This window comes from Pseudomonas anguilliseptica (assembly GCF_900105355.1).
GTDB lineage: Bacteria > Pseudomonadota > Gammaproteobacteria > Pseudomonadales > Pseudomonadaceae > Aquipseudomonas > Aquipseudomonas anguilliseptica.
The window spans coordinates 3,895,294-3,916,612 of record NZ_FNSC01000001.1 but is presented as its reverse complement, the minus strand read 5'-3'; the positions used below and the strand labels follow the sequence as shown (position 1 = coordinate 3,916,612).

The following is a 21,319-nucleotide window of genomic DNA, read 5'->3' as shown; positions in this document are numbered from 1 at the left end:
ATGTTCAGCACAGCCTTGCCTGAAAAACCGAGCTAGCCTGCGGCCAACAACAGGAGCATCTCATGACATCGCTCGTAAACCCCGAAGCCCTCGATGAAAACCTTGCCCAGCGCCAGGCAGAGTTGGCCGCGCTGATCCAACGCCAGTGCCCGTCTGATGGCCTGCATAGCAGTGCCATTGTCGGCCTCGACTTGGCCTGTGCAACGCAGCCCAGCCTACCCATACCAACGCTCTATCGGCCATGCCTGTGCATCATTGCCCAGGGCCGCAAGGATGTGCGCCTCAGCGATGAACAGTACGCCTACGACCCACTGAACTACCTGGTGGCCTCTGTCACCCTGCCGGTTACCGGCCAGGTGATCGGCGCAACCCCAGAGCAGCCTTACCTGAGTCTTCGCCTGGATATTGATCCGGCACTGATCACGAGCCTGATCGCCGATATTGGCCCCATCGGCGTGCCCAATCACGGCCCACGTCGGGCGCTGTATCTGGATCGTCTGGATACTCAATTGCTCGACGCGGTATTGCGCCTGCTGCGCCTGCTGGAGACTCCGCGCGATATCGCCATACTTGCGCAGCTGGCTCTGCGCGAGATTTTCTACCGCCTGCTACACAGTCCGCAGGGCCATCGTCTGCACGAAATCGCCATCGTCGATAGCCAGGGCCAACGCATCAACCGCGCCATCGAATGGCTGAACCTGAATTTCGACCAACCGCTACGCATCGAGGATCTGGCCCGTGAAGTCAGCCTCAGCACCTCGACCCTGCATCACCGCTTCAAGGCCGTAACCGCCCTCAGCCCTCTGCAGTATCAGAAACTGCTACGCCTACAAGAAGCGCGGCGCCTGATGCTTTGCGAAGGGCTGGAAGCGGCTTCAGCCAGTTACCGCGTCGGCTATGAAAGCCCTTCGCAGTTCAGCCGTGAATACAGCCGCCTGTTCGGTGCACCGCCGCTACGCGACCTGGCCCGCTTACGCAGTTTGGCATGACACGGCTAAAAATCTCTGGCCGCAGACTGAAAAACAAACGCCCCGGCGCCTTTCAAGAGCACCGGGGCGTTTTACTTGGAATCAAGTTAGCGCTTAAGCAGGCAAAACTGGCCAAACTTCATTATCAGCCACAACATCTGACAGACGCCCAACGCCCTGCAGCCCAGGCCAATAGGGACGTTGCAGGTTATGTGCAGAGAAAATATGAATAATTAACGTTAAACCCAACACTTCCCGTGAAAACGGCCTATTATGGCTGAGCTGACTTGTAGTTATCAGCAAAACCGCATAGGTGCTATGAGCACTCTGGCACCGCACTTCGTATCGATTTAAGAGACACACCATGGCAAATCGCGAAACTGGCACCGTCAAATGGTTCAACGATGAGAAAGGCTTCGGCTTCATTACCCCGACTAACGGCGGCGATGATCTCTTCGTTCACTTTAAAGCCATCCAAAGCGACGGTTTCAAAAGCCTGAAAGAAGGCCAGACTGTTACCTACGTGGCCGCTCGCGGTCAGAAAGGTATGCAAGCTGAAGAGGTACAGGTGGCCTAAGCCCCTGTCCTGCTTTAAAATAAACCCCGCGCTCGCGGGGTTTGTTTTATCTGGCGGTTGTAAAACCTACCTTATCTATAAACCCATCTGCTTGCTGATGATCTCGTTCATGATTTCACGCGAGCCACCACCAATCGACAGAATGCGATTATCGCGGTACAGCCGCTCCACCAGACTTTCGCGCATATACCCCATGCCACCCATGATTTGCACCGCGTCATAGGTCAGTCGATCGGCAATATCAGTGGCAAAGTTCTTGGCCATGGATATCTCCTTGATCACGCTTTTACCTGCCGCCATCTTCGCTGCTTGCCGATAGGTAAACTCACGCGACACCTCAAGCCGGGTCGCCATCTCTGCCAGACGATGTTTGAGCACCTGAAACTTGCCGATAGGCTTACCGAACGCCTCGCGCTCTTTGGCCCACTTCAGTGCCTCCTCAAGCGCCAGCTGCGCCGTCATATTGGCCATGATCGCCAGCGACAACCGCTCGCTCTGGAAATTGGCCATGATGCAAGCAAAGCCCATGTTCTCAGCACCGATCAGACTGCCTACCGGCACCTTGCAATCATCGAAGAAAAGCTCGGCGGTATCCGATGCCCACCAACCCATCTTCTTCAACTTGCGCCCCACGGTGAAACCAGGCGTGCCCTTTTCCACCAGCAACAGGCTGACGCCGCCAAAACCTTCGCCTCCGGTACGCACAGCCACTGTGTAGTAATCCGCACGCACGCCGCTGGTGATAAAGGTTTTGCTGCCACTGACGCGATAGAAGTCGCCATCGCGCACTGCGCGGGTTTTCAGATTAGCCACATCCGAACCACCAGATGGCTCGGTCACCGCCAGGGCCATGATCTTCTCACCTGCCAGCACCTGCGGCACGATACGCTCACGCAACTCCGCCTTGGCCCACTTCACCACAGGCGGCAAGCCGATATCCAGGGAACCGAGCCCAGCCACCAAGCCGCCAGAACCCGAGCGCATCAATTCCTCGCTGGCCGCGACCTTGGCGAATACATCACCTTCATGGCTACCGCCAAAAGCTTCCGGGTAGCCAATACCGAGAATCCCAGCCGCCCCTGCCTTGAGATAAAGCTCGCACGGAAACTCCTCGGCCTCTTCCCAATCATTGATATGCGGCAGAATTTCGCGCTCGACAAAGCGCCTGACCGAATCGCGCACCAACTGGTGCGATTCGTCGAAGTATTCCTGGAAGGCAGACATGAGGTATTCCCACTGAGTTTTCAGGGAAATTACCAAGCGCTTGCTTGGTTTACAAGAAGAGGATTATGCCATGCACAAGGGCGATCAAGCCGATCGCAAGGCGCGGGCTTAGAGCTGGATAGGCCGACGCCCGGCAATCGAATGCGCCAAAGTGCCGCCGTCCACCAACTCCAGCTCACCGCCAAGCGGCATACCATGGGCAATGCGTGAGGCAATCAGCCCCTTGCCCGCCAACAGCTGAGCGATGTAATGCGCGGTAGCCTCGCCCTCCACTGTTGGGTTAGTAGCCAGAATCACCTCGGTAAAACTGCCGGCAGTGATTCGCGCCAGTAGCTCGGGAATGCCAATTGCCTCCGGGCCCAAGCCGTCGAGCGGCGACAGATGCCCCTTGAGCACAAAGTAACGCCCACGGAATCCGGTGTGCTCGACCGCATACACATCCATCGGTCCCTCGACCACGCACAGCAGGTTGTCATCACGCCGCGGATCCAGACACAGCTGGCACACCTCGTCCTCGCTCAGGCTACGGCACTGCGTGCAATGGCCCACCCCCTCCATCGCCTGCGTCAACGCCTGCGCCAGACGCAAGGCGCCGGAGCGATCACGCTCAAGCATCTGCAATGCCATACGCTGTGCAGTCTTCTGCCCAACGCCCGGAAGAATGCGCAGAGAATCAATCAGGTGGCGGATCAGCGGGCTGAAACTCATGGGAAATACTCGATGACTACTAACGCTTACCAACAAAACCCTACGGGGCTATTGAGCCCTGAGAAATCAAGGCTCAAGCAGGCGTGAGCTGAGGATACCCACACCCGCCTGCAGCGCAGCTATGTGCGCTGATCCGATGCTTTTTAGAATGGCATTTTGAAGCCTGGTGGCAACTGCATACCGGCAGTCATACCAGACATCTTGTCCTGGCTGTTCTGCTCGACCTTGCGCACGGCATCGTTTACCGCTGCAGCGATCAGGTCCTCAAGGATTTCCTTGTCTTCCTGCATAAGGCTGTCATCCAGGCTGACACGTTTGACATCGTGACGCCCAGTCATGACCACGCTGACCAGCCCGGCCCCGGATTGACCGGTCACTTCGGCGTTTGCCAGCTCTTCCTGCATCTTCTGCATTTTTTCCTGCATCTGCTGAGCCTGCTTCATCAGGCCGGCCATGCCACCTTTCATCATGGTGTAAGTCCTCGGTAATTAGGGGTTAACGGGAGTGTCCAGGGGTTCAATGCTGTCCGCGCGGATAACTGCGGCGAACTGCTGAATCATTTGTTGAATAATCGGGTCCTGATGGATCGATGCCTCCGCTTCACGCTGGCGATTGGCCCGCTTACGCGCAGCCGCCTGCGCTGGCGTCTCCTGCTCAGGCTTGCACAACTCGATCAGCACCTTGAGTTCACGCCCATGAAACTGATTGAGCGCATCATTCAGGCGCCGCTGCTGGGTCAGGTTGAACAGCGCCGAATGCGCCGGGTCCAGGTGCAGCAACCAGCTATCGCCCTCTGCGCTTATCAGGGTGCAATTGGCCCCGATGCTGCCAGTCATCCCGGACAAACCAAGCTTCGGGAACAGTTCCAGCCAGTCAGCCGCCAGCCCGGTCGCCGGCTGCGCCGCAGGCAAAACTTCCGGTTCGGCAGGTGCGGTGCGCTCTACTGCATCAAAGTCGTAATCAAACGATTCGGCGTCCATTTCGACATAGTCGTAATCGCCCAGCGGAGGTTCATCGTCATCCGTATCGGCGGACGGAGCTGGCGGCTCAATCAGTTGCGGATCAGGCAATGCCGCTTGCGGCGGCTCGGTAGTTAGCGTGACGGACTCTATCGCAGCAACGGCAGGCTCTACGACTTCTATAGCAGGCTCAGGTGTTTGAGCAACCGGCACACTAACCTGCTCTTCCCAGGGCAGATCCACAACGGGCGCGGATGCAACAGGGGCAGCTGTCGCTTCAGTCAGCGACGGCTGCGCGGCGGGCTCGCTGACCGCTTCCGGTGCGGGCGGCAGCACTGCCACAGCCGCTTCAGGCGCAGCTTCAACTACAGGAGTCGGCGGCGTAGGCAGAACAGAAACAGGAATGCTTACCGGTGGCGGGACAGCCGCACCGGCCACTGGGTTAGTCGCGGGATCAGCAGTGGCCTGACTAATCCCCAGCGGCTTTAGCGCCACCCTCGGCGCATCGTGGGCATCCGCAGGGCGGAATGCCAACATACGCAACAGCACCATCTCGAAGCCACTACGTGGGTCGGGCGACAACGGCAAATCGCGTCGCCCAATCAAACCCATCTGATAATAAAACTGCACATCTTCGCTAGGCAGAGCCCTGGCCAGCTCAAGCACCCGCTCACGATCACCCTGGCCGTTATCCACCGCTTCGGGCAGCGCCTGGGCAATCGCAACGCGGTGCAGCACATTGAGCATCTCGGACAACACGCCATTCCAGTCCGGCCCCTGCTCAGCCAGATGCCGAACCGCTTCGATCAAGCTGCGCGCATCACCCTCCAGCAGGGCGTGCAGCACACCGTAGACCTGGCCATGGTCGAGGGTGCCAAGCATGGCTCGCACATCGGCGGCCAGCACCTTACCCTCACCAAAGGCAATCGCCTGATCAGTCAAACTCATGGCATCGCGCATCGACCCATCGGCCGCGCGGCCGAGCAACCAGAGCGCGTCACTTTCGAACGGGATGTTTTCCGCCGTCAGTACATGAGTGAGGTGATCGACCACCCGCTCCGGCGGCATATTCTTCAGTGAGAACTGCAGGCAGCGTGACAACACGGTAACCGGCAGCTTCTGCGGATCCGTGGTGGCCAGGAGGAATTTAACGTGGGGCGGCGGCTCTTCCAGGGTCTTCAGCAGCGCATTGAAGGAGCTGGTGGAGAGCATGTGCACTTCGTCGATCAGGTAGACCTTGAAGCGTCCACGGCTCGGCGAGTACTGCACGTTGTCAAGCAACTCGCGGGTGTCTTCAACCTTGGTACGGCTGGCAGCATCGACTTCGATCAGGTCGATAAAGCGGCCTTCATCAATCTCTTTACAAATCGAACAGACACCGCAAGGCGTAGAGCTGATACCAGTCTCGCAATTCAGGCACTTGGCAATAATTCGCGCAATAGTGGTCTTGCCCACACCACGTGTGCCCGTGAACAGATAGGCATGGTGCAATCGCTGGCTATCGAGCGCATTAATCAGCGCCTTGAGCACATGCGTCTGGCCAACCATTTCGTTGAACGAGCGCGGACGCCACTTGCGTGCAAGAACCTGATAACTCATCGAAACCCGTCACGAGAGGAAAGCAAAAGTGGGGCTAATCCTAACGGAGCATGGGGCAAAATGCATCCGATGCGCAGCCCACTAATGGCCAAGCTGCAGCATTGCCTGCAAATAAACTGGCGAAAAATCAACCAAGTGAGTATCATCTACCTCGTTCGTACCACGCTGTAAGTCAATCAGGCCTTTTTGGCCACCTCGATGGTTTCCAGGTAAGAGCGCATCACCTAAGGGTAATGCCGCACAGCTCTAACCCATATCCCAACCTGCTGACTGATCTGGCCGTCCCGCGCAAGCGCTGACTCAAGCCCGCCTCCGACGTACCGACCCGCACACTGTAACCACTAGGGAACTTGTGCGCGCAGTCCAGCTCCTATCTGCACATGCAATCGACACATTAGGTCGACAGCCTGGAGCTCTATTTAGCGCAATGACGCGCCCGCTGTTTTAGGAAACACCAAAAATGAACACTCAACACCAAATTCAGGATGCTATTCGCACCCTTTGATTGCCGCATCCTGGCCGCCCGCAAAGGCAGCTTCAGCTTCACTATCGTCAACGATGCCGGCATCGCCAAGCACAGCCAGCGCCTGTACCCCGGCCAGTACAGCGGCGCCCACCTAGAGCAGGTCATCGAACGCGCGCGACAGTCACTGACTGCCTGATTAACGAAGCCCGCGAACCATCAAGCATCTTCGAGGTCTGAAGCTATCACCCTCAGGATGGAGCATGGTCATGGAAAGCATTAACCGCGAACTCGTTGAACAGCTGTTTGCCCCGCTGCGCGCTATATTCAGCCCACCCCGCCCAGATGGTGGGGTTGTTCTATCTCTGCTGGATGCCAGCGACGCCACTGCATACAGCCGCGTGCTCAGTGCAGCTCAACGCACAGACCCGCAAGCCTTTGCTCAAAGCCTTGAAGACATCCGCCTGGAACTTGCCATGCGCTCCGGCAGCATCCCAGCGGATATGCGCAAAGCCTTGAAGGAACAGGACAGCGTGCTTAGCTACCACACAAGCTAGGATCGTTCGGCGCCCTGCCAGCCAGCAGGGCAGCCTCCAACACCCACACCATTGCTTACAGACAGGACGCTTCGCGCCCCCTTCCCGCTGTAACCCCATCGGCTATACCGGAGCAATCACCTGCGGAGGCTCTATGGACCTCTCCGGCAATGCCGGCAGCGCGCTGGAGGACAGCGATTCAAGTTGCTGCTGCCTAAGCCATAGCGCCCAACTCGCGCCCCTTTTTCCGCCCGCCCCCCCATGCACCACGCAGGCGCTCGACCGTCGACTTAATGCCCTAGAATACCTCAGTGAAAAGCCGCTGAACCTGCAGCAATAGCTCACGCCCACGTATCAGGGCTTCACGTCTGCAGCGGGCCTGAAGAGAGCGCCGTATCTCCCTGCGATGAAACAACGAACGAATGACGTCAGGCACCACGATTCGGAAGTAATAGACCGAGTGGCGAGATAACAGGAGATAGGTTGGAACGGTCGACACGGTTGTATCACTCCTTGTACCACCGCGTGGCTTGGAGTGAAAAACCTTTATAAATCAACCAGATAAAATATTGGAGGCAACCCTACCAGCCACACCTCGGCACACAATGTCACCGCTGCGGCTGCTCCCTTCCAGGCCTGACCGGGTTCACGGCTGATCGTTGCGAGGGGACCGGCAGGGCCACCATAACGCGGCTCGCCATAAGCGAGCCGCGCCATTGTACCGGCTTGGATCGAAGTTACAACCGTTTCAAACACTTAGCTCATCGAAACGCACATCAGACACGAAACCGGCCAACCAGCGCACTTAAACCGTGCGATAACTCAGATAGCCGCTGACTGGCTCGAGCACTCTGCTCGGAGGTTAGTGCTGCTTCATTGGACAGGTCACGAATATCGCTGATATTGCGTGCAATTTTCTCAGTGACACTGCTTTGTTCTTCGCTGGCTGTCGCGATCTGCGCGGTCATATCGTTTATGCGCTGCACCGAGTCACTGGTGTCAGTGAGAGCCTGATCCACTCCGGCAGCCTGTTCGACGCTCTGCCTTGCCTTACTGCTCCCCGAATGAGTAGCTTTCACGGCATTCTGCACGCCGATCTGCAAGCGCTCGATCATCACCTGGATATCCTTTGTCGACTCCTGCGTACGCGCCGCTAATGCTCGCACCTCATCAGCCACAACCGCAAAGCCGCGCCCCTGCTCTCCGGCACGCGCAGCCTCAATGGCCGCATTTAGTGCCAGTAGGTTGGTCTGCTCTGTTGGCGCTGATGGAAAATTGACCCACCCTGCCGATTGAAATTTGACCCAGGGCGGATTGCTGATTTGTGCATCAGCAACTGTGGATAAGTTTAGCAACGCAGCTGCTTTTGAACCCACTCCTTCGCTAGCCCAATTCGGCTATTGAAGACCTACCGCATCCAGTCATGCAGCAGGTCACCCTCACGTTTTGTTCAGAACGGCTCATCGCCCTCCAGATCTTGGCCGCCCTTACGTTTTCGCTCCCGTGATTTGATCTTGGCCTGGGCCGCCAAGCTGCTGTGTTGCAGGCGATAGGACTCATTGCCAGTTTCGACGATATGGCAGTGGTGCGTCAGCCGATCCAGCAGAGCTGTGGTCATCTTGGCGTCGCCGAACACGCTCGACCATTCGGCAAAGCTCAGGTTGGTGGTGATCACCACGCTGGTGTGCTCGTACAGTTTGGACAGCAGGTGAAATAACAGCGCGCCACCGGCTTGACTGAAGGGCAGATACCCCAGCTCGTCGAGGATGACCAGATCCATGCGCAGCAGTGCCTGGGCGATCCGCCCAGCCTTGCCGTCGTGTTTCTCACGCTCCAGTAGATTGACCAGGTCGACCGTGGAGTAGAAGCGCACGCGCTTGCCATGCCGGGTGATGCCGGACACGGCCAGTGCGGTGGCCAGGTGGGTTTTGCCGGTGCCTGGGCCGCCGATCAGCACCACGTTCTGCGCGGTGTCGGTAAAGCTCAGATTGGCCAGCTCGCTGATCAAGCGAGCGTCGGCGCTGGAGGCGCTGAAGTCGAAGCCGGTCAGATCGCGGTGCATCGGCAGCTTGGCCATGTTCATCTGGTGGCTCACCGAGCGCATGGCACGATCCGTGTGCTCCTGTTCCAGCAGGTGTTCAAGCAACCACTTGGACGAGGCTGTGTTCGACTCACCCTGCACAGTCAACTCCGCGCAGGCAGTGGCCATGCCGTGCAGGCGCAGTTCCTTGAGTTCCGCCATCAAATCACGCATGACCGATCTCCTCGGTATGGCCACGCAGGCGGTCGTAGCGCGCCGTGTTGGCGACGGGGGCTTCCTTGAGCGACAAGTGGGTTTCGACGCTGGGCGGCGGTTCGCTCGCGGTCAGGCGTGCCACCACATTAGAGGATGTGTTCGGCGCTCAGGCTGCCGCTCTCCAGTACCAGTTCAACGGCTACCAGCACCGCATCGAGCCCAGCCACCGGCACGGCGGCCAGGACTTGCGCCATGATCCGATCACCGCCGGCATGACGTTTTAGGCCGTGCTTGAGCTGACGCAGCGCCGCTGGTAAATCAGCAAAGGGCGCGCCGTTGCGCAACGCTCCGGGCTTGCGTTCGATCAGCGGGATGTCGTGCTACCAGTCGTAGCTGACCTGGTCGCGATCCAGCAAACGCGCATGGCTGGCAATCAGCGCATCATCGGCCACTACCTCGATGCAGGTCGGATACAAACGGCTGCTGACCCACTTACCGGCGTACTCACAAGGCACCGAGTAGCGGTTACGCCCGACGCTGACCAGGCAGGTACTGGAAACCCGCGCAGGCCGTTCGACGTAACCGTCGAAGGCCGCGGGCATCGGCATCAGTTCGGTGCGCTCCAACTCCAACACCTCGGCCACGCTCAGCCCGCTGTATTGCGGGTGCGTCAGCTCGTTCCAAAGCGCGCGGCAGCGCTGGCCCAGCCAGGCATTGAGTTCCTCGAAGGAGTGAAAATGGCAGTCCTGGGCGCCCAGCCAGATGCGCCGCTGGCTGTCCTGCACGTTCTTTTCAACGATGCCCTTTTCCCAACCAGCGGCGACGTTGCAGAAGTCCGGATCGAACAGGTAGTGCGCGCACATCACCGCAAAACGCGCATTCACCGTCCGGCCTTTGCCCTTATTGACCTTGTCGACGGCGGTCTTCATGTTGTCGTAGATGCCCCGGCGCGGCACGCCGCACAAGGCACTGAATGAGCGGGCATGGGCGTCGAACAGCATCTCGTGGCCCTGGCTCGGATACGCCACCAGCCAGAACGCACGGCTGGCACAGAGTTTCAGGTGCGCCACCTGCATGCGCCGGTAAATGCCGCCGATCAGTAAACCTTCTTCGCTCCAGTCGAACTGAAACGCCTCACCCAAGGCAAAGGTCAGCGGCACAAAGGCCTGCGACGCCTTGCCCTGTCCCCCTCGCCAGGCACGGATGAACGCGGTGAGCTGGCTGTAGCCACCGTCATAACCTTCGGCTTTGATTTGCGCCAACAGCGCCTTGGCACTGCGCCGCTGTTGCTTGGGCCGCAGCGAATCGGCTTTTAGCGCCTGCTCCAGCGTGGCGTGAAAAGGGCTGAGTTTGTTGAAGATCGCACGGCGCTGGTACACCGGCTGCTTGGCTTCCGGCGCTCTGACCCACTTGCGAATGGTGTTGCGCGCCAACCCAGTGCGCTTGGCTATCTCATGCAGCGACAGCTTGTCGCGGAAATACATCCGACGAATTTCGCCCATCATTTCCATACTGATCACCCTGTGTTCTCCTGCTCAAAAATTGAGCAGAAGCAGTTGAACACCTGGGTCAGTTTTCAGTCGGCAGAACAGCCTCTACTGGGTCAGTTTTCGGTCAGCGGCAACAGAGCGCGCTTTGCTGCAAGACCATGTCTGAATTTATCGTGCACAAAGTAAAACCCCCGACCGTTTTCACGGTCGGGGGTTTTGGTGTAGGTGCTTGACGATGACCTACTCTCACATGGGGAAACCCCACACTACCATCGGCGATGCATCGTTTCACTACTGAGTTCGGGATGGGATCAGGTGGTTCCAATGCTCTATGGTCGTCAAGCGATTCAGCTGGGATGTCGCGGTTAGGCGCTATCCCGAATTGGGTATGTGATGTCTTAGTTTGTAGTTTCGCAAATTTTCGGCTGTTGCAGTCTTCATAGAGACACACAAACATCAAATTGTTTGGGTGTTATATGGTCAAGCCTCACGGGCAATTAGTATTGGTTAGCTCAACGCCTCACAGCGCTTACACACCCAACCTATCAACGTCGTAGTCTTCGACGGCCCTTTAGGGAATTCAAGGTTCCAGTGAGATCTCATCTCGAGGCAAGTTTCCCGCTTAGATGCTTTCAGCGGTTATCTTTTCCGAACATAGCTACCCGGCAATGCCACTGGCGTGACAACCGGAACACCAGAGGTTCGTCCACTCCGGTCCTCTCGTACTAGGAGCAGCCCCTCTCAAATCTCAAACGTCCACGGCAGATAGGGACCGAACTGTCTCACGACGTTCTAAACCCAGCTCGCGTACCACTTTAAATGGCGAACAGCCATACCCTTGGGACCGGCTTCAGCCCCAGGATGTGATGAGCCGACATCGAGGTGCCAAACACCGCCGTCGATATGAACTCTTGGGCGGTATCAGCCTGTTATCCCCGGAGTACCTTTTATCCGTTGAGCGATGGCCCTTCCATACAGAACCACCGGATCACTAAGACCTACTTTCGTACCTGCTCGACGTGTCTGTCTCGCAGTCAAGCGCGCTTTTGCCTTTATACTCTACGACCGATTTCCGACCGGTCTGAGCGCACCTTCGTACTCCTCCGTTACTCTTTAGGAGGAGACCGCCCCAGTCAAACTACCCACCATACACTGTCCTCGATCCGGATAACGGACCAGAGTTAGAACCTCAAGGTTACCAGGGTGGTATTTCAAGGATGGCTCCACGCGAACTGGCGTCCACGCTTCAAAGCCTCCCACCTATCCTACACAAGTAAACTCAAAGTCCAGTGCAAAGCTATAGTAAAGGTTCACGGGGTCTTTCCGTCTAGCCGCGGATACACTGCATCTTCACAGCGATTTCAATTTCACTGAGTCTCGGGTGGAGACAGCGCCGCCATCGTTACGCCATTCGTGCAGGTCGGAACTTACCCGACAAGGAATTTCGCTACCTTAGGACCGTTATAGTTACGGCCGCCGTTTACCGGGGCTTCGATCAAGAGCTTCGCGTTAGCTAACCCCATCAATTAACCTTCCGGCACCGGGCAGGCGTCACACCCTATACGTCCACTTTCGTGTTTGCAGAGTGCTGTGTTTTTAATAAACAGTCGCAGCGGCCTGGTATCTTCGACCGGCATGGGCTTACGTAGTAAATACTTCACCCTCACCGGCGCACCTTCTCCCGAAGTTACGGTGCCATTTTGCCTAGTTCCTTCACCCGAGTTCTCTCAAGCGCCTTGGTATTCTCTACCTAACCACCTGTGTCGGTTTGGGGTACGGTTCCTAATTACCTGAAGCTTAGAAGCTTTTCCTGGAAGCATGGCATCAACCACTTCGTCACCTAAAAGGTAACTCGTCATCAGTTCTCGGCCTTGATTTCCCGGATTTACCTAAGAAACCAGCCTACCACCTTAAACACGGACAACCAACGCCGTGCTGGCCTAGCCTTCTCCGTCCCTCCATCGCAGTAATTAGAAGTACGGGAATATTAACCCGTTTCCCATCGACTACGCATTTCTGCCTCGCCTTAGGGGCCGACTCACCCTGCGTCGATTAACGTTGCGCAGGAAACCTTGGTCTTTCGGCGTGGGAGTTTTTCACTCCCATTGTCGTTACTCATGTCAGCATTCGCACTTCTGATACCTCCAGCAAGCTTCTCAACTCACCTTCACAGGCTTACAGAACGCTCCTCTACCGCTCAACTTACGTTGAACCCGTAGCTTCGGCGTATGGTTTGAGCCCCGTTACATCTTCCGCGCAGGCCGACTCGACTAGTGAGCTATTACGCTTTCTTTAAAGGGTGGCTGCTTCTAAGCCAACCTCCTAGCTGTCTAAGCCTTCCCACATCGTTTCCCACTTAACCATAACTTTGGGACCTTAGCTGACGGTCTGGGTTGTTTCCCTTTTCACGACGGACGTTAGCACCCGCCGTGTGTCTCCCGTGCTGACACTTGCTGGTATTCGGAGTTTGCATCGGTTTGGTAAGTCGGGATGACCCCCTAGCCGAAACAGTGCTCTACCCCCAGCAGTGATACACGAGGCGCTACCTAAATAGCTTTCGAGGAGAACCAGCTATCTCCGAGCTTGATTAGCCTTTCACTCCGATCCACAGGTCATCCGCTAACTTTTCAACGGTAGTCGGTTCGGTCCTCCAGTCAGTGTTACCTAACCTTCAACCTGCCCATGGATAGATCGCCCGGTTTCGGGTCTATACCCAGCGACTAAACGCCCTATTAAGACTCGCTTTCGCTACGCCTCCCCTATTCGGTTAAGCTCGCCACTGAATATAAGTCGCTGACCCATTATACAAAAGGTACGCAGTCACCCAACAAAGTGGGCTCCCACTGCTTGTACGCATACGGTTTCAGGATCTATTTCACTCCCCTCTCCGGGGTTCTTTTCGCCTTTCCCTCACGGTACTAGTTCACTATCGGTCAGTCAGTAGTATTTAGCCTTGGAGGATGGTCCCCCCATATTCAGACAAAGTTTCTCGTGCTCCGTCCTACTCGATTTCATTGATAAGAGAATTTCGTGTACGGGGCTATCACCCACTACGGCGGCACTTTCCAGAGCCTTCCACTATTCTCAAATCAACTTAAGGGCTAGTCCCCGTTCGCTCGCCACTACTAAGGGAATCTCGGTTGATTTCTATTCCTCAGGGTACTTAGATGTTTCAGTTCCCCTGGTTCGCCTTACACACCTATGTATTCAGTGTGTAATAACCAGCTTATGCTGGCTGGGTTCCCCCATTCAGAGATCTCCGGATCAAAGTCTGCTTGCCGACTCCCCGGAGCTTATCGCAGGCTACAACGTCTTTCATCGCCTCTGACTGCCAAGGCATCCACCGTATGCGCTTCTTCACTTGACCATATAACCCCAAGCAATCTGGTTATTGCCTCTAACGTGAAGACGACATTCGCCGAAAATTTGCAATTGAGAACTACAAATTTTACCTTGACCAGATTAATTACCAGTGAAAGTAATTAATCAGTCACTTCTATCACATACCCAAATTTTTAAAGAACGATTTGTTACTGATCAAAGACCAGAAATCAACATTCATCTACTTGCAGTAGGAACGTTCATTTCTGAACTCTCAACGAGGCTGTATATGGTGGAGCCAAGCGGGATCGAACCGCTGACCTCCTGCGTGCAAGGCAGGCGCTCTCCCAGCTGAGCTATGGCCCCATATTCTTACAAGGCCAAACCCCACAACAATTGGTGGGTCTGGGCAGATTCGAACTGCCGACCTCACCCTTATCAGGGGTGCGCTCTAACCAACTGAGCTACAGACCCAATCGTCTTTCGCAATGAATCAAGCAATTCGTGTGGGAACTTATGAAGAAGCTGAAGTCTTCGATTAAGGAGGTGATCCAGCCGCAGGTTCCCCTACGGCTACCTTGTTACGACTTCACCCCAGTCATGAATCACACCGTGGTAACCGTCCCCCTTGCGGTTAGACTAGCTACTTCTGGTGCAACCCACTCCCATGGTGTGACGGGCGGTGTGTACAAGGCCCGGGAACGTATTCACCGTGACATTCTGATTCACGATTACTAGCGATTCCGACTTCACGCAGTCGAGTTGCAGACTGCGATCCGGACTACGATCGGTTTTATGGGATTAGCTCCACCTCGCGGCTTGGCAACCCTTTGTGCCGACCATTGTAGCACGTGTGTAGCCCCGGCCGTAAGGGCCATGATGACTTGACGTCATCCCCACCTTCCTCCGGCTTGTCACCGGCAGTCTCCTTAGAGTCCCCACCATAACGTGCTGGTAACTAAGGACAAGGGTTGCGCTCGTTACGGGACTTAACCCAACATCTCACGACACGAGCTGACGACAGCCATGCAGCACCTGTGTCTGAGCTCCCGAAGGCACCAATCCATCTCTGGAAAGCTCTCAGCATGTCAAGGCCAGGTAAGGTTCTTCGCGTTGCTTCGAATTAAACCACATGCTCCACCGCTTGTGCGGGCCCCCGTCAATTCATTTGAGTTTTAACCTTGCGGCCGTACTCCCCAGGCGGTCAACTTAATGCGTTAGCTGCGCCACTAAAATCTCAAGGATTCCAACGGCTAGTTGACATCGTTTACGGCGTGGACTACCAGGGTATCTAATCCTGTTTGCTCCCCACGCTTTCGCACCTCAGTGTCAGTATCAGTCCAGGTGGTCGCCTTCGCCACTGGTGTTCCTTCCTATATCTACGCATTTCACCGCTACACAGGAAATTCCACCACCCTCTACCGTACTCTAGCTCAGCAGTTTTGAAAGCAGTTCCCAGGTTGAGCCTGGGGATTTCACTTCCAACTTACTGAACCACCTACGCGCGCTTTACGCCCAGTAATTCCGATTAACGCTTGCACCCTTCGTATTACCGCGGCTGCTGGCACGAAGTTAGCCGGTGCTTATTCTGTCGGTAACGTCAAAACAATAACGTATTAGGTTACTGCCCTTCCTCCCAACTTAAAGTGCTTTACAATCCGAAGACCTTCTTCACACACGCGGCATGGCTGGATCAGGCTTTCGCCCATTGTCCAATATTCCCCACTGCTGCCTCCCGTAGGAGTCTGGACCGTGTCTCAGTTCCAGTGTGACTGATCATCCTCTCAGACCAGTTACGGATCGTCGCCTTGGTGAGCCATTACCTCACCAACTAGCTAATCCGACCTAGGCTCATCTAATGGCGCGAGGTCCGAAGATCCCCCGCTTTCTCCCGTAGGACGTATGCGGTATTAGCGTCCGTTTCCGAACGTTACCCCCCACCACTAGGCAGATTCCTAGGCATTACTCACCCGTCCGCCGCTCTCAAGAGAAGCAAGCTTCTCTCTACCGCTCGACTTGCATGTGTTAGGCCTGCCGCCAGCGTTCAATCTGAGCCATGATCAAACTCTTCAGTTCAATACTGCTTGGGTTTTGAAAAAACCCTAAACTTAGCTCAGCAATCGCAAAAAACTCTCAAATTAACGAGTGTTACTTGTGATGCTGATAATCTTGCGACTAGCAATCTTACCTCACAAGCACCCACACGAATTGCTTAATTCAGTTGTTAAAGAGCGGCTGATTAAGCCTTTCGCCCCAACCGAGGCGCGCATTCTACAGCAGCCTCATCTTCCGTCAAGTGATTTCGAAAATTTCTTTTCAATCTCAACCACTTGCGCTTTCGATCGACATCTAGCTTATCGTCAGCGGGAGGCGAATTCTACAGCGTTTCAAACCGCTGTCAACCGCCTCTTTTACCGCCCTCGATCACCTCGACCGAACCTCTCCAGCCTTAAACACTACCCCTGAAGAGGATGCGCATTCTACGCAGCTTTCGATGCTTTGCAACCCCTTATTTAAATCTAACTTCTTGTTTTATAAGAAGTTTAAGGAGCCGCATACGCCTGAAGAGCTGCGCATTATAGGGACTGGCAAAAGAAGGTCAATCGATTGTTATGCTTTTGTTTCAAAAGCCGCGAATTCAAGAGCCGCAGTCACTGAATCGCCCCTAATTTCCGAGGGACCTCCAATCTTCATGTGGTGCCCCCTTGGCATCCGAGCAGACTGGACTACGCTTAGTGCACCTTGAAAAGGAGTTCGAGCTATGTCCCCCATGCGCAAGGCCGCGCCTCTGTTTCTCGCTCCCTCTTGGCGGTTCTGCACCGCCAAAGCCATTTCCGACGTAAGAAATCACCCCTGGCGCTTTATCGGCTCACCCTCTGCGTGAGAACGATTGCGCGCGCTCGTCCCTATCTCGCAAACAGGAAAGGAACTCCCTATGTGCACCATCGGAACCGTCTTTGACGGCGGTAGCATCCATACCTTCAAACAGTGCGACCTGATCCCTGTCACCGCCTTCAACTCGCCTGATGTGCGGGCCGGCAGCAATGGCGTAAATAGCTATATAGCCATGACGCGCCAGGGCAGCGCGGGGATCTGGGCCGGGGTCAATGACCATGGCGTGGCGTTTGTCGCCGCCGACACCTACACCACCACCGCGGCCAACTATTACGCCAGCAGCGCCCAAGCCGAGGCCCTGTTTGCCGCTTACGAGGCCAGCATCAGCAGCCATACCAGCGCCACCGAGGCGGCGCAGAGTCTGATTGATTTCTATCGCAACACAGGCGGCAACACGCCATTTCCGGCACCGGACATTTCCTTGATCAGTGGCTGGGCAGATCCCCAGAAGACGCAGCCGATCAGCATTCTGATCGAGTACATGCCCAACCCTTTTAACCAGGACTCGGTGCGCCTGATCACGCGAACGGGTGGTTTCTTCGTTTCAACCAACAATTTTCGCCTGCAACCCAATGCCGTGGATTACTCGGCGAATCACAGCACCTACATGCGCCTGCAGCGCGCCGAAACCATCCTGCAAATCGACCCCACTCATCAGGGCATCAAGACCCTGCTCAGCGACCAGTACTACGGAGAAACAGAGCTATCGATTTGCCGTGAAACTGACTACCTGGGCATCGAATTTCACACCCAGGCCACCGCACTGTTCAGTGCCAGTGCCGGCAGCGCGCAGTGTGAGTACCAGATCAACGGCAACCCGAAGACCAACCCCCTCAGCCTTTTTCCGGAGATCTTGTCATGAGCCCCATCGACATCAGCCTCAAGCTCGCCAACCAATCGCCTATTGCCCCACCCACGCAAGGGTTCTTCTATGTCGACCAGGGCAATTACCAGACCTTCGTGCTGGCCGACACCCCGCTGACGGCCTACTCCGACAGTGCCACCTCCTGCATCATCACCGCTGTGGTCAGCAACTTCGATGACCGCAACAGCCTGACCCTGGCCCACCTCGACAGCCCTGATTGCATCGACGCCTTCTTCGACCTGATCGCCACCCAGCCCGCCAATAGCTGGCAAGTATTCGCCCAAGGTGCGAACCCACCTGACAACAGCACCGCTCAGGACAATGCCAGCCAGTTACAAGCCCGCATCGACCAACTCGGCAGCCGTGTTGTGAAGTGCGAACTGGCGCTTTTGCAGGGCGACCCTCGGCAGGACAACCGTGGCGATTTCGGCGTGAGTTACTCCGGCGATGGCCGCGCCGTGGCCACCAACCAACCCTACGACCTGCAGCTGTACCAGCGCGATCCAACCTGCGGCGGGCAAACGGTGTATTGCATCATGCGTCGCCAGGAGCAGCCGCCCGTGCAGATTCGCGACGCCGGCCTGCCCTTTACCCATGCTGAACTGGTTGAACTGGCGGAAATCGCCCTGCAGTTTCGCAAAGACCCGCAAGACCCCAACACGGCGTTCAGCAACATCGTCAATTTGCAAAGCGAAGAAATCCGGCAGAACTGGTCGACAACCCCGGCTTACGAGGCCCCCTGGTTCTCCGACCAACTCAAGCTGGGTGCCGCCTTCGCCATCGCCATGGCCCCCGTGGTCAGTCTCAGCGCCCTACACCTGAAGCGAACTACTGCGCCCAGTTTCGGGCGGCTACGCCAGGTCCTGCTGACCCAACGCTAAGCCACGACCGAGACAAGCCAGGAGGCACACTATGCGTATCGCGATTATCAATACCGGCGGAACTATCAGCTGCGTCGGCGACCCGCTTGCACCGATGAGCGCCACAGCCTTTGCAGCGGCCAGTGAGCAGTTGCTCAACCCAATCCTGCAGCAGCAATTCCCTGATCTCAGCATCGGCTATCTGACCCAGATCAGTTTCCCCGAGTCGGCCAGCAAAACCCTGGACAGCACCAATCTGCAACCCACCGATTGGTGCATCATGGCCCAGGGCATCTTGGACAATTACGCCGCCTACGACGGCTTCGTCATTCTCCACGGTACCGACAGCATGGACTTCTCGGGTGCCGCGCTGGCGTTTCTGCTCAACAGTTTCGACGCCAATGGCTATGCCACCGCAGTGCTGAACAAGCCGGTGATCATCACCGGCTCGCAGGTGCCGCTGTATTACCAAGCCAGCAGCGGCCAAGCGTTAAGCCTGAACTTCAACACCGACGCTTATCAGAACGTCTGTGGCGCAGTCGCGGCCGCACAAAGCGGTATTGCCGAGGTGGGCGTGTACTTTCACAACCACCTCTACCGCGGCAACCGCGTGGTTAAAACCAATGCGAGCCAGTTCGATGCTTTCTCATCTCCCAACTACCCGGCCCTCGCCGAATATGGCATCAGTCTGACGTTCAACAACGCAGCCTGCCTACCCGGCCCCGTGCACGCTAGCCTGAGTCTGGAGAACCCAAGCGTACTGGCCGGCCAGCAAAACCAGCTCAACCAAATAGCGGCCTGCATCAATAATTTTCCGATTGTTCAGTTGAACGCATTCCCCGCGCCCTACAGCACCTCACCACCCAGCGCCTTTCTCGCGACGCTGATAAACGCTGTGGTTACGGCCGGGGCGCGCGGCATCATTCTGGAGTCCTATGGCGAAGGTAATTACCCCTCCGGCAACCCGGACACACCCAGCGCAGGGGCCATTTACCAGGCCCTGAGTCAGGCCAACCAAAGCGGCGTCAACTTGGTCGATTGCACTCAGGTCTTGGCAGGTACGGTGAACAACAGCGCCTATGCCTCCGGCGCCTGGCTGCCCCAGGTGGGCGCCCTGGCGCCAGCGGACATGACGCCCATGGCCGCCCTGGCAAAGTTGATGATTCTGATGGCCGCCGCCGCAACCAATGGCTGGACACGTCAGCAGGTGCAGACCCTGCTGCAAACCAACCTGGCCGGCGAAATGCTGAGCGTCAATTACCTCGACAGCCGGATCAATGCCGAACTGCTGCCCAACCAGAGCATCAGCGCCCTGGATGGTAGCGCTAGCCTTACTAACACCCCAGACCAGGGTCCGGTACTGCTAGCCAGCGGCCAGGACACGCCGCTGTGGCGCCTACCTATCACCATCCAGGCGGGTGATTTGCCAGGTCGCCTGCGCATGCAAGATGACGGCAACTTGGTGTTCTACAACCGCAACAACCAGGCCATCTGGGCCAGCGATACCGGCCAGTTCGGTGGTGCGTCTTCGCGGCTGGTTATCAGCGGCCATTACACGAGTTCTGCGCCAAGCAACAGCCTGACCATGCAGGTGTACAACTACTCCAGCATGGTCAGCGCCAGCCAGCTCTACCCTTAGTCCCAATCCACACAGCGAAAAGGAATACGCCATGAACAGCTCAGCACGCCCCTTCAAATTCAGCGGTGTTATTGCGCCCCAGGACTTCTTTCACCAAGCCACCCGCGCCCCAGCGCTCGGCGCGGTACCGGACGAGCACTACATCGCCCCGACGGTCATCCCGGTACAAATCAGCGTGCCCGAGCAGAAGACCATTGGCGTACCCCAATACTCGGCCACCGTATACGGGGAGGCAGCCGGTCGCTACGACCCCGCAGGCGACTGCCAGGGAAACTTCATGTCTTTCCGGTTCCAGCCCAACAACAACTGTTACGCCTACGGCTGCAACATCACACCAAATACCTTTCCTCAGCCAGGACGGCAGAGTGGCTACCTGCTCACCGCCGCAAACTTTCAACAGCCCTTCTCCGATCTGGGGGCCATGGTTAGCAGCTACGCAGTCAAGGACGGGCTGGAGTTGGTCGGCACCAGCCTCGAAGAGCTGTTTGCGTTCAAGTCCAGCAAGCAGGGCACTAACCCACAACCGCCAGGCAGCCTGGGGGCAGGCTATCTCGGGGGGCACTTTGTCGCGCTGATGGTCTCAACGGCCGGGGATGCCAACTGGCCGGGCGACTATCACTGGGCGCGCTGTGACAACTCCTCTGGGGCTTGCGACAGCTGGTCACAGAAAGACGGTTCAGACCAGGTGACCAACTTCGACTTTGCCGGCAATCCGATCAGCAACCCCATAACTGCCAATTGGCAAGTCAATCAGGGGCCGGTCTCCAGCACCGATAGCCGTGAGCTGTTGGTGGAGTACGGTTTTTACTGCTTTATGTTTGTCCCGGAAACCGGTGTGACGATTATTTAATCCGACACCCATGGCAAATAGCCCAGTGACCAAAGGTCGCTGGGCTATTTCCAGGTCGAACCTGTCTGCTCTCAGTTCCTGCGATCTCTACGCAGGCCTTACAGACCTCGGCTCAACTGAGCCGTCATC

Annotated in this window: 15 protein-coding genes, 2 tRNA genes, 3 rRNA genes, 1 other RNA gene and 2 pseudogenes; 9 read left to right on the top strand and 14 right to left on the bottom strand. The window is 56.6% G+C overall.

Translation table 11 applies throughout. The annotated features are described in order from the left end of the window. The first annotated feature begins 62 nt into the window (after positions 1 to 62). From BLW24_RS19220 to BLW24_RS19215, 3 genes are all read left to right on the top strand, one after another. The gene (locus BLW24_RS19220) at positions 63 to 989 is read left to right on the top strand and encodes an AraC family transcriptional regulator (RefSeq protein ID WP_139272712.1); all 927 of its coding nucleotides are present in this window, start codon (positions 63 to 65) and stop codon (positions 987 to 989) included. After that, positions 986 to 1,201, top strand: coding sequence for a hypothetical protein (locus tag BLW24_RS25720; protein WP_139272711.1), 216 nt, complete (start codon positions 986 to 988; stop codon positions 1,199 to 1,201). Before BLW24_RS19220 ends, BLW24_RS25720 begins: the two co-directional genes overlap by 4 nt. Positions 1,202 to 1,332: 131 nt before the next feature. Beyond that, positions 1,333 to 1,545: a cold-shock protein gene (locus tag BLW24_RS19215; RefSeq protein WP_069516724.1), complete on the top strand. Its 213-nt coding sequence runs from the start codon at positions 1,333 to 1,335 to the stop codon at positions 1,543 to 1,545. Between the two features lie 75 nt (positions 1,546 to 1,620). Here BLW24_RS19215 and BLW24_RS19210 read toward each other — a convergent pair whose 3' ends face one another. The 4 genes from BLW24_RS19210 to dnaX form a co-directional block, all read right to left on the bottom strand. Next, on the bottom strand, positions 1,621 to 2,769 hold the full coding sequence (locus tag BLW24_RS19210; protein ID WP_090385948.1) for an acyl-CoA dehydrogenase family protein: 1,149 nt from the start codon (positions 2,767 to 2,769) through the stop codon (positions 1,621 to 1,623). A gap of 108 nt (positions 2,770 to 2,877) precedes the next feature. Then, positions 2,878 to 3,477, bottom strand: coding sequence for a recombination mediator RecR (gene recR / locus BLW24_RS19205; protein WP_090385944.1), 600 nt, complete (start codon positions 3,475 to 3,477; stop codon positions 2,878 to 2,880). A 143-nt stretch (positions 3,478 to 3,620) separates the two neighbouring features. Next, the gene (locus BLW24_RS19200; RefSeq protein ID WP_090385942.1) at positions 3,621 to 3,947 is read right to left on the bottom strand and encodes a YbaB/EbfC family nucleoid-associated protein; all 327 of its coding nucleotides are present in this window, start codon (positions 3,945 to 3,947) and stop codon (positions 3,621 to 3,623) included. A gap of 18 nt (positions 3,948 to 3,965) precedes the next feature. Continuing rightward, positions 3,966 to 6,035 carry a DNA polymerase III subunit gamma/tau gene (dnaX, locus tag BLW24_RS19195; protein WP_090385934.1) on the bottom strand — a complete coding sequence of 690 codons (2,070 nt, stop codon included), beginning with the start codon at positions 6,033 to 6,035 and terminating at the stop codon, positions 3,966 to 3,968. A gap of 485 nt (positions 6,036 to 6,520) precedes the next feature. Here dnaX and BLW24_RS19190 point away from each other — a divergent pair, with 485 nt between their 5' ends. After that, the gene (locus BLW24_RS19190) at positions 6,521 to 6,697 is read left to right on the top strand and encodes a hypothetical protein (protein WP_420875006.1); all 177 of its coding nucleotides are present in this window, start codon (positions 6,521 to 6,523) and stop codon (positions 6,695 to 6,697) included. A gap of 70 nt (positions 6,698 to 6,767) precedes the next feature. Further along, positions 6,768 to 7,055, top strand: coding sequence for a DUF3509 domain-containing protein (locus BLW24_RS19185; protein ID WP_090385930.1), 288 nt, complete (start codon positions 6,768 to 6,770; stop codon positions 7,053 to 7,055). A 277-nt stretch (positions 7,056 to 7,332) separates the two neighbouring features. Here BLW24_RS19185 and BLW24_RS27020 read toward each other — a convergent pair whose 3' ends face one another. From BLW24_RS27020 to BLW24_RS19135, 10 genes and pseudogenes are all read right to left on the bottom strand, one after another. Beyond that, entirely contained in the window at positions 7,333 to 7,470 is a 138-nt protein-coding gene (locus tag BLW24_RS27020; protein WP_338062098.1) for a DUF6538 domain-containing protein, read from the bottom strand. Between the two features lie 143 nt (positions 7,471 to 7,613). Then, an RNA gene (ffs, locus tag BLW24_RS19175) (signal recognition particle sRNA small type) lies at positions 7,614 to 7,710 on the bottom strand. A gap of 100 nt (positions 7,711 to 7,810) precedes the next feature. Then, positions 7,811 to 8,290, bottom strand: a pseudogene (locus BLW24_RS19170) (methyl-accepting chemotaxis protein); the annotation flags it as partial. Positions 8,291 to 8,484: 194 nt separating this feature from the next. Beyond that, the gene (gene istB, locus BLW24_RS19165) at positions 8,485 to 9,288 is read right to left on the bottom strand and encodes an IS21-like element ISPst3 family helper ATPase IstB (RefSeq protein ID WP_090385927.1); all 804 of its coding nucleotides are present in this window, start codon (positions 9,286 to 9,288) and stop codon (positions 8,485 to 8,487) included. Then, positions 9,281 to 10,781 (bottom strand): annotated as a pseudogene (gene istA / locus BLW24_RS19160) (IS21 family transposase). The gene istB and the pseudogene istA overlap by 8 nt, the downstream one beginning before the upstream one ends. 206 nt (positions 10,782 to 10,987) lie before the next feature. Beyond that, positions 10,988 to 11,103 (bottom strand): 5S ribosomal RNA (gene rrf, locus BLW24_RS19155). Positions 11,104 to 11,236: 133 nt separating this feature from the next. Then, positions 11,237 to 14,127, bottom strand: a 23S ribosomal RNA gene (locus BLW24_RS19150). 244 nt (positions 14,128 to 14,371) lie between these two features. Further along, a tRNA-Ala gene (locus tag BLW24_RS19145) sits at positions 14,372 to 14,447 on the bottom strand. 31 nt (positions 14,448 to 14,478) lie between these two features. Then, a tRNA-Ile gene (locus BLW24_RS19140) sits at positions 14,479 to 14,555 on the bottom strand. Positions 14,556 to 14,620: 65 nt separating this feature from the next. Beyond that, positions 14,621 to 16,157: ribosomal RNA gene (locus tag BLW24_RS19135) — 16S ribosomal RNA — on the bottom strand. Together the 16S, 23S and 5S rRNA genes with 2 tRNA genes alongside form the textbook arrangement of a ribosomal RNA operon. Positions 16,158 to 17,016: 859 nt before the next feature. Here BLW24_RS19135 and BLW24_RS19130 point away from each other — a divergent pair. From BLW24_RS19130 to BLW24_RS19115, 4 genes are read left to right on the top strand one after another with little or no spacing between them, the layout of a single operon-like run. After that, entirely contained in the window at positions 17,017 to 17,838 is an 822-nt protein-coding gene (locus BLW24_RS19130) for a C45 family peptidase (RefSeq protein ID WP_090385924.1), read from the top strand. After that, complete coding sequence (locus BLW24_RS19125) at positions 17,835 to 18,722, top strand: hypothetical protein (RefSeq protein ID WP_090385921.1); 888 nt, start codon at positions 17,835 to 17,837, stop codon at positions 18,720 to 18,722. Before BLW24_RS19130 ends, BLW24_RS19125 begins: the two co-directional genes overlap by 4 nt. Positions 18,723 to 18,753: 31 nt before the next feature. Further along, positions 18,754 to 20,340: an asparaginase domain-containing protein gene (locus tag BLW24_RS19120; RefSeq protein WP_090385918.1), complete on the top strand. Its 1,587-nt coding sequence runs from the start codon at positions 18,754 to 18,756 to the stop codon at positions 20,338 to 20,340. Between the two features lie 31 nt (positions 20,341 to 20,371). After that, the gene (locus tag BLW24_RS19115) at positions 20,372 to 21,190 is read left to right on the top strand and encodes a hypothetical protein (protein WP_090385915.1); all 819 of its coding nucleotides are present in this window, start codon (positions 20,372 to 20,374) and stop codon (positions 21,188 to 21,190) included. The last annotated feature ends 129 nt before the right edge of the window (positions 21,191 to 21,319 follow it).